The sequence below is a fragment of the Collimonas sp. genome, from assembly GCF_044339385.1.
Classification (GTDB): domain Bacteria; phylum Pseudomonadota; class Gammaproteobacteria; order Burkholderiales; family Burkholderiaceae_D; genus Collimonas.
Genome location: NZ_JBIIVN010000100.1, coordinates 1 through 9,430, shown reverse-complemented (window position 1 = coordinate 9,430; position 9,430 = coordinate 1). Strand labels below are relative to the sequence as shown.

General features: G+C 57.7%; 1 protein-coding gene. It reads left to right on the top strand.

Annotated features, from left to right (window positions below; all coding sequences use genetic code 11):
* The first annotated feature begins 512 nt into the window (after window positions 1-512).
* Window positions 513-9,305: a GH36-type glycosyl hydrolase domain-containing protein gene (locus tag ACIQ0R_RS08475; RefSeq protein ID WP_395826160.1), complete on the top strand. Its 8,793-nt coding sequence runs from the start codon at window positions 513-515 to the stop codon at window positions 9,303-9,305.
* The last annotated feature ends 125 nt before the right edge of the window (window positions 9,306-9,430 follow it).

The following is a 9,430-nucleotide window of genomic DNA, read 5'->3' as shown; positions in this document are numbered from 1 at the left end:
GTTGCGGGTACGGAACCCTCTGTTCCGCTACGCTCCACAGACGATTCCGTACCCGCAACGGCAAGATCAACAGCAACACCAAGAGCAACAGAAAAACCGGGACAGCGCCGCGCAGCTGTATTGGAGGCAGGAAGTGCTTCTTAAACTATGCAGATATTTGTCTGGACAGATGGGTCCACTTTATGCTGTCCGTGCCGCTTCTGTAAGTTGCCGCACCGAAGCCAGGCACGCGACGCGGCATGCCGTCCACAATTCTGCGGCGTGATGCCACAACAGCGTTGCTATGTGCGCCAGCGCACCGACATAACTCGAAAAATTCGTTATTCTGACAGCCTCTCATCGCTGTACGACCCACCTATCTACCGTTCCCCTACCGAACGTCTTCTGTTGACACGCAGCACTTCTGGTTGCCAGTGGCGATATCCGATAGGGCCAGAACCGATCTCTGACATTCATGCACCATCGGAAATCCGGTTCTTCCCAGATTTGTTGAACATATAGAAGCGTCAGAATTGAAATCAGACAATCGGTCTATACGCGACAATTTCCTCATCATCAAAAATGCGCTGCTGCCTGGCGCTCCCAATGGCCAATCGGCAAATGATGAGTTGCCGCTCCGCGCTGAATTATTCAGCGCCTTGCAGATGGAACAACACGGCCGTATTCTGGCCAACGCGCACAAGCTGAGCACCGCACGCGGACACGATCAACTGCTGTCACGGCTTGCCGACAATGAAAATGTGATCATCGATGCTTGTGGCCAACTCACCGAAGCCATCAAAGCCAGCCGCCAGGTGACGCCGGCGGCGGAATGGCTGCTAGATAATTTTTACCTGATCGAAGAGCAGATCCGCACCGCCAAGCGCCATCTGCCCAAAAACTACAGCAGGAAACTGCCGCGTCTGCTACGTGGCAGTTCTGCCGGCAGGCCGCGGGTCTATGACATTGCGCTGGAAACCATTTCCCATGGCGATGGCCGGGTTGACCCGGAAAGTCTGAGCCGCTTCGTTGCCGCCTATCAGCAGGTAACGCCACTCAAGCTGGGCGAATTATGGGCGATCCCGATCATGCTGCGCCTGGCATTGATTGAAAATCTGCGGCGCGTCGCCGCGCATCTGGTACTGACACGCATCAACCGTAATCTTGCAGACTCATGGGCCGATGCAATGGCCGAATGCGCCGAAAACGATCCAAGTAATCTGATCTTGCTAGTGGCCGACATGGCGCGCTCCGAGCCGCCGCTCGATAGCGCATTCGTGGCCGAACTGGTGCGGCGCCTGCAAGGCCAAAGCCCGGCGCTCACGCTGCCGATGACCTGGCTCTCGCAGCGCCTGACCGGGACAGGCCAGACTATTGAGCAATTGGTGCAATTGGAGACACAACGACAAGCCGCCGACCAGGTATCCATCAGCAACAGCATCGGTAGTCTGCGCTTTTTAAGCGCACTGGACTGGCGCGAATTCGTCGAAACCATGAGCGTGGTTGACCATACGCTGCGCAAAGACCCTGCCGATGTGTATGCCAGAATGGATTTTGCAACCCGCGATCGTTATCGGCACGTGATTGAAGCAATTTCAAAGTACGGCCGTCTTTCAGAGTTTGAAGTGGCCGACAGTGCTGTCCGCTTAGCTGGCGCCAGCGCCGCGCAAGACGATACGACGCCACGCCAGGCGCATGTTGGATATTACTTGATAGGCGAAGGTTTGCCGTTACTGGAGCAATCGGCGGGTTTTCATTGTCCGCCGCTGCAAGCACTGCAACGTGCGGGCAAAGCGGCGCCCTTGACGGTCTATCTGACCAGTATGCTGGTCATCACATTACTGGTGGCCGGCGGCATAGTAGCCCACGCCCATGCTGACGGTGCAGACGGGTGGGTACTGCTTCTGCTGGCGGTGACGGCCTTAATCGGAGCGAGCCAGCTGGCGCATTCCATGGTCAATTGGATAATTACCTTGATCGCTGTGCCACATCCGCTGCCGCGCATGGATTTTTCAGATGGCATACCGGTCGAATCTTGCACGTTGGTGGTGGTGCCCACGATATTGTTTACGCGGCAAAACATCGACAACTTAAGCGAATCGCTGGAGGTGCGCTATCTGGCCAATCGCGATGACAATCTGCGTTTTTGCCTGCTCACCGATTTTGCCGATGCCAGCACGGAAAAGATGGCTGAGGATGGCGGCTTGCTACAGTATGCCAAGCAACATATCGACGATCTGAACAAGAAGTATAGTCGTTCAAAGAATGGTGATTTTCTCCTATTGCATCGCCCGCGCCGCTGGAACCCGCGCGAGCAAAGCTGGATGGGCTATGAGCGCAAGCGTGGCAAGCTGGCCGACCTCAACGCCCTGTTGCGCGCCGGCGACACCTCAAACTTCGCTCTCATCGTCGGCAACGTGGCGGGGCTGGGTAATGTCAAATACGTCATTACGCTTGACACCGATACCGAACTGCCGCGCGATACCGCGCGCCAGTTCGTCGCCACCCTGGCGCATCCGCTCAACCGTGCCGTATTCGATCCACAACGTCAGCGTGTAGTCCAGGGCTACGGCATCCTGCAACCGCGCGTGGCAGTAAGTCTGCCGAGCGCGGCCGCCTCCCGCTATGAATTATTATGCGGCGGCGAAACCGGCATCGACCCCTATACCCGCACCGTTTCCGATGTCTATCAGGATGCATTTGGTGAAGGCTCGTTCGTCGGCAAGGGGATTTACGATGTCGAGGCGTTCGAGCAGTCATTGAAAAACCGCATGCCGGAAAACCGCATACTCAGCCATGACTTGCTGGAAGGATGCTACGCGCGTGCCGGTTTGCTCAGCGATGTCCAACTGTATGAGCAGTACCCATCGCGCTACAGTGCCGACATTGCGCGCCGTCACCGCTGGATACGCGGCGACTGGCAGATCGCGTCTTGGGTACTGCCAAGAGTTCCTGGCCCACGCGATCCGTATACCGGCAAGATCGTCAGCTATCGCAATCCGCTTTCGGCATTGTCGCGCTGGAAGCTGTCAGACAATCTGCGCCGTAGCTTAGTGCCTGCCGCGCTCACAGCGTTACTGCTCATTGGCTGGACTGCCCTGTCGGCTGCCTGGTTCTGGAGCAGCGTCGCGCCGGCTATTTTGCTTTTCCCATCGATCTGCAGCTGCGGCTTGAGTCTGCTGCGCAAACCGCGCGACGTGTCATTGCGTCAGCATCTGTCGACAACGCTAGGCGCTACCAAACAGCACTTCCTGCATGCGTTACTTACCTTGATCTTTTTGCCGTACGAAGCCGCGGTCAACCTTGACGCCATCATCCGCACGCAATGGAGAATCCTGTTCTCCCACAAAAAACTGCTGGAATGGCAGCCTTCTAGCGAGGCAAGCCGGCAGTCGAGCAGTACTCTGGTGGCTTACTACCGGCTAATGTGGATCGCGCCGGCCGCAGCATTTGCCACCGCGATCTATCTCGATATCAAAAGCCCGCTTGCGTTGAGTGCAGCGGCGCCGATACTGCTGTTGTGGTGGCTGTCGCCACTCATCGCCTACTGGATCAGCCAGCCGATTGCGCGCCGCCAGGCCCAATTATCAAACGAGCAGACGCAATTTTTGAAATCCTTGTCGCGCAAGACCTGGCTTTTCTTTGAAACCCATGTCGGCCCCGATGACAACTGGCTGCCACCCGATAACATCCAGGAACATCCGGTTGCAGTCCTGGCACGCCGCACCTCGCCGACCAATATCGGCTTGTCGCTGCTGGCCACCCTGACCGCCTGCGATTTCGGCTATATTGCGCCGGGTCAGTTAATCGAGCGGACCCAAAATACGTTTCAGGCCATGGCTTCCCTTGAACGCTATCAGGGCCATTTTTATAACTGGTACGACACCCAATACCTGAAGCCGTCGCATCCGATATACGTCTCTACGGTTGATAGCGGCAACCTTGCAGCCCATCTGCTGACCTTGCGGGCCGGCCTGGCCGAGCTGCGCGATACAGCAATCTTCAAACCGCAGGTATTTAGCGGTATCCGCGACACTTATGACATCTTGCGCGAGGCCGCTGGCGGCAGTCCATTGGTTGAGCTTATCCAATTTGAAAAAGACCTGGACTCTGCTTGCCAGTCGGCTCCTGCCAACCTGACCGTAACGTATGATTGTCTGGCACGGCTGAGTCATGGTGCCAGCGCTTTCGTCAGCGCACTCACCACCGCACCCGATAGCCAGATCAACTTGTGGGCGCAAGCCTTGTCCAGCCAATGCCGCGAAGCGCTGCATGAACTCGACCTCCTGACGCCGTGGATACGCAAGCTGGCAGCGACCCACTGGCTCGATGAATTGCCGCAGCTAGATGAAATTCCAAGCTTGCGCCAGTTGGCGCAATTGCACACGAATCTGGCCTCGGGATTGCGTCGAAGGCTGTCCGAAAACTCCGATTCCGAACAGATCGAAAGCCTGTCGGCATTAGGCGAATCGATTGCCGACGGCAGCCGCCAAGCGGTTCAACGCATGCTCAGCATCGAACAACTGATAACCCAGGCGGGCGACTTTGCGCGTATGGAATTCGGTTTTCTGTATGATCCTGCCAACCATTTGCTGGCGATAGGTTACAACGTCAGCGAACGACGTCGCGATACCAGCTTTTACGATTTATTGGCCTCCGAAGCCAGACTGACGACTTTTGTCGCCATCGCGCAGGGACAATTGCCGCAGGAAAGCTGGTTTGCATTGGGACGCCAACTTACCGTTGCCGGCGGCGAGCCGATCCTGCTGTCGTGGAGTGGCTCGATGTTTGAATATCTGATGCCGCTGCTGGTCATGCCAACCTTCGACAATACCCTGCTTGACCAGACTTACGGCTCTGCCGTCAAACGCCAGATCGAGTATGGTATGCAGCGTGGCGTGCCATGGGGAATTTCAGAGTCAGGTTACAACACCTTCGACGCCAGCCTAAATTATCAGTATCGCGCCTTCGGTATCCCCGAGCTTGGCTTCAAGCGCGGCCTTGGCGACGATCTTGTCATCGCTCCGTATGCCTCCATGATGGCGTTGATGGTGGCGCCAGAACAAGCGTGTCGCAATTTGCAGCAAATGTCTGCCGAAGGCTTTGAGGGAAAATACGGCTTCTTCGAGGCGATCGATTACACCGCGTCGCGGCTGCCGCGCGGACAAAGCCATGCGGTCATTCGAGAGTTTATGGCGCATCACCAAGGCATGGGGTTCCTGGCACTGTCTTATCTGCTGCTTGATCGTCCGATGCAGAGACGCTTTGAATCAGACCCGCTGTTCCAGGCCACCATGTCACTGCTGCACGAGCGGGTGCCGAAAGCCACTGCCTCCTACTCCAACACCACTGAATTGGCAGATATCCGCAGTGCGTCATCGGAGCAGGGCTTGCAAATGCGTGTGTTGCAGCGTCCCGATCCGCGTACTCCGGAGGTCCAGCTGCTGTCGAACGGCCACTATCACGTCATGGTCACCAGCGCCGGTGGCAGTCGCAGTTGCTGGAACGACTTGTCGATCACCCGCTGGCGCGAAGACAGCACGCGCGACAATTGGGGAACCTTCTGCTACATCCGTGACCTCGATACTGCCGAGGACGGAAACTTCTGGTCAACCGCTTACCAGCCGACCGCGGCCCAGCCAGAAAATTACGAAGTGATCTTTTCCGAAGGCCGCGCTGAATTCCGTCGGCGCGACAACAATTTTGACATGCACACCGAAATCGTCGTCTCGCAGGAAGACGACATAGAATTGCGCCGCACACGTATCGTCAACCGTTCGCGCGTGCCCCGCTCGATTGACGTTACCAGCTACGCTGAAGTGGTTCTGGCACCGGCAGCGGCCGATGCCAGCCACCCGGCATTCAGCAATCTGTTTGTCCAAACCGAAATCGTCGAGCCGCAGTGCGCCATACTGTGCACCCGCCGGCCCCGCTCGGTAGATGAGAAAATGCCGTGGATGTTTCATCTTCTGGCTGTACACGGGGTCGATGTGGGCACCGTTTCATACGAAACCGACCGCATGCAATTCATTGGCCGCGGCAATACCGCCGCCAACCCGCAGGCGATGCGGACCTCCGGGCCTCTGGGTGGAAATGCCGGATCGGTGCTTGATTCGATCGTCGCGATCCGCTGTCAAATCATGCTTGAGCCAGAGCAGACCGCGACCATCGACATGGTCAATGGTATCGGCAACTCGCGCGAGATATGCCTGGGTCTGATCGATAAATATCAGGACCGCAACCTGGCCGATCGGGTAGTCGAATTATCCTGGCCGCACAGTCAGGTGGTGCTGCGCCAACTCAACGCCAGCGAAGCCGATGCCCAACTCTACGCACACCTCGCAAGCTCGGTCATTTACGTCAACTCCCTGCTGCGCGCCGATACCAGCGTCCTGATACGCAATCACCGCGGCCAGTCGGGCTTGTGGGGCTATGCGATTTCCGGCGACTTGCCGATCGTCCTGGTACGGCTAAAGAGCCAGGAAAACATCGAACTGGTGCGCCAACTGGTACAGGCACACGCGTATTGGCGCTCCAAAGGGCTGGTGGTCGATCTGGTGATCTGGAACGAAGACCACGCCGGCTATCGGCAAGTAGTGCAAGAGCAAATCATGGGATTGATATCATCGGTCACCGGCGGCCACGAAATCGACCGCCCGGGCGGAATTTTCGTGCGCCTGGTCGATCAGATACCCGACGAAGACCGGGTCCTGCTGCAATCGGTCGCACGCGTGGTGCTGAGCGACAGCCGCGGCACGCTGGCCGAGCAGCTCAACCGCCGCGATCTGTTAGAGATCCGCGTACCGCGGCTGGCACCGACACGCATCTCGGCACCGCCAGCACTGTCGCTGGCAACTCCTGCCGCCGCTGCGACTACGGTAGCGGCAGTCCCACGCCATTTAATCCTTGGCAATGGCATCGGCGGTTTCACCCCGGACGGACGTGAATATGTGATCACCACTACGGCCAATCAACTGACGCCCGCGCCGTGGGTCAACGTGATTGCCAGCGCCCGGTTCGGCACCGTCATTTCCGAGAGTGGACAAGCCTACACCTGGGGCGAAAACGCCCACGAATTCCGGCTCACGCCGTGGGCCAACGACCCCGTCACCGACGAAGCCGGCGAAGTATTCTACCTGCGCGATGAAGAGAGCGGGCACTATTGGTCCCCTACTCCCTTGCCGAGCCGCGGCAGCGGCGAATATGTCACACGACACGGCTTTGGTTACAGCGTATTCGAACACAACGAAGATGGCATCGTCTCCGAACTGACCGTGTATGTCGCCCTCGACGCCTCGATCAAGTACGCGATACTCAAGGTACACAACGCATCGGATACGCTACGTAAGCTCTCGGCAACAGGTTATGTTGAGTGGGTGCTGGGCGAGCTACGGCCTAAATCCATGATGCACATCATCACTGAGAGCGATCCGGCTACCGGGGCGCTGTTTGCACGTAACCCATACAACACAGAATTCACCGGTCGCACCGCCTTTTTCGATGTCGATAGCACAACCCGCAGCATCAGCGGCGACCGCAATGAATTCATCGGCCGCAACGGTTCGTTGGCACATCCGGCAGCGATGAAGCGTACCCGCTTGTCCGGCAAGGTGGGGGCCAGCCTGGACCCATGCGCGGCGATGCAAGTCCAGTTTGAGCTGAACCCCGGCCAGCAGCGCGAAATTGTGTTCATCCTGGGCGTGGCCGATACCCGTCAAACCAATGTCGGCGCTCTGGTGCAAAGCTATCGCGGCGCAGCCGCAGCCGCCGACGCGTTGCTGGCGGTCCAGGCATTTTGGCAACGCACTTTGGGGGCGCTACAGATCGACACCCCGGACCCGTCTTTGAATGCGCTTGCCAACGGCTGGCTGATGTATCAAACCATTGCTTGTCGCATGTGGGCACGCAGCGGCTACTATCAGTCCGGTGGCGCATTCGGCTTTCGCGACCAGTTGCAAGACTCGATGGCGCTGGTACACAGCCAGCCGCAGTCGATGCGCACCCATCTGCTTGTATGCGCGGCGCATCAGTTTATCGAGGGCGACGTGCAACATTGGTGGCACCCGCCCAGTGACCGTGGCGTGCGCACCCACTGCTCCGACGATTATCTATGGCTGCCGCTGGCGGTGCATCGCTATGTAAGCTGCACCGGCGACCGCACCGTACTGCAAGAAACGGTAGCATTTCTGGAAGGTCGGGCGGTCAATCCCGATGAAGATTCTTACTACGATCTGCCGAGCCGCTCGACCCAATCGGCAACGCTTTACCAGCACTGCGTGCGCGCCATCGAGAGAGGCTTGCGCTTCGGCGCGCACGGCCTGCCGCTGATGGGTTCTTGCGACTGGAACGATGGCATGGACAAGGTCGGCCAGCATGGCAAGGGAGAAAGCATCTGGCTTGCCTTCTTCCTCTACGATGTACTGATGCGGTTTAGCGAAGTCGCCGCTATCCATGACGACCAGGAATTCGTCTTGCGCTGTCAGACCGAAGCCGCCCGATTGCAAAAAAATATCGATAAGAATGGTTGGGACGGCGAATGGTATCGGCGTGCCTATTTCGATGACGGCACGCCGCTAGGCTCTGCCCTGAATACGGAATGCCAGATCGATTCGATATCGCAAAGCTGGTCGGTATTATCGGGCGGCGGCTATCCGCAACGCGCACGAAGCGCGATGCTGGCGGTTGACCGCCGGCTGGTGCGACGCCAGGACGCCATCATTCAACTGCTTGATCCGCCTTTCGACAAATCCGACCAGAATCCGGGCTATATCCGTGGCTATGTTCCAGGCGTCAGGGAAAACGGCGGCCAGTACACCCATGCGGCAATCTGGGCCGTCATGGCATTTGCCCGCTTAGGCGATAAGCGGCGTGCCTGGGAGCTTTTTCAACTGATCAACCCGGTCAACCATAGCAAGACCGCCGACAATATGGCGCGCTATAAAGTCGAACCGTATGTCATTGCAGCAGATGTGTATGCTGTGACGCCGCATGTGGGGCGCGGCGGCTGGACCTGGTACACCGGTTCGGCCGGCTGGATGTACCGCTTGATTACCGAATCCCTGCTGGGGTTGCAACTGGCTGGCGACAAACTGTACATCGAGCCCTGCTTGCCGGAGGATTGGGACAGCTATCGGATCGACTATCGCTTTCGCGACACAACCTACAAGATCGTCGTCAGGCAAAGCCGTGAACCGGGCGCGACCTATCACCTGAAAGTGGATGGTGTTGTACAGACCGGCGGTTTCATCGCGCTGGCCGATGACCGGCAAGCGCATGCGGTTGAGATGCTGCTGAGTGTACATTCAGGACCTGATGCCCCGTTGTAGATCACAGACAGAGAGCTCTAAAAAACTGAAAATTCGGGGGTGTGCTGGATTTTGTGTAAACGGAATTTCGTTTAATTCGGCTTCATCCGTTCTTCAAACTGGATAGTGAAGCGGTTAAGTGCTCC